The sequence below is a fragment of the Nocardia anocheti genome (genome assembly GCF_029675105.1).
Taxonomy (GTDB): domain Bacteria; phylum Actinomycetota; class Actinomycetes; order Mycobacteriales; family Mycobacteriaceae; genus Nocardia.
This window is the reverse complement of the sequence record NZ_JAQQFV010000033.1, coordinates 1-343: the sequence shown is the minus strand read 5'-3', so window position 1 is coordinate 343 and position 343 is coordinate 1. Positions and strand designations below refer to the sequence as shown.

Here is a 343-nt window from a genome sequence, read left to right as displayed (position 1 = left end):
GGCCCACGGTGGTCACTTGACGCATGGGATGCGTCTGAATTTCTCGGGCAAGCTCTATGACGTGCATTCCTATGGGGTGTCGGAGGATGATCACCGGATCGACATGGACGAGGTGCGAGACATCGCATTGAAGGCCAAGCCGAAGGTGATCGTGGCGGGGTGGTCGGCGTATCCGCGTCATCAGGACTTCGCTCGGTTCCGTGAGATCGCCGATGAGGTCGGGGCTTACCTGTGGGTCGACATGGCCCACTTCGCCGGGTTGGTCGCGGCCGGTCTGCACCCGTCGCCGGTGCCGTATGCCGATGTCGTGTCCTCGACGGTGCACAAGACTCTCGGTGGCCCG

At 63.0% G+C, this 343-nt stretch carries 1 pseudogene; it reads left to right on the top strand.

Annotated elements, in window-relative coordinates:
- Positions 1 to 343, top strand: a pseudogene (locus QC180_RS30150) (serine hydroxymethyltransferase); the annotation flags it as partial.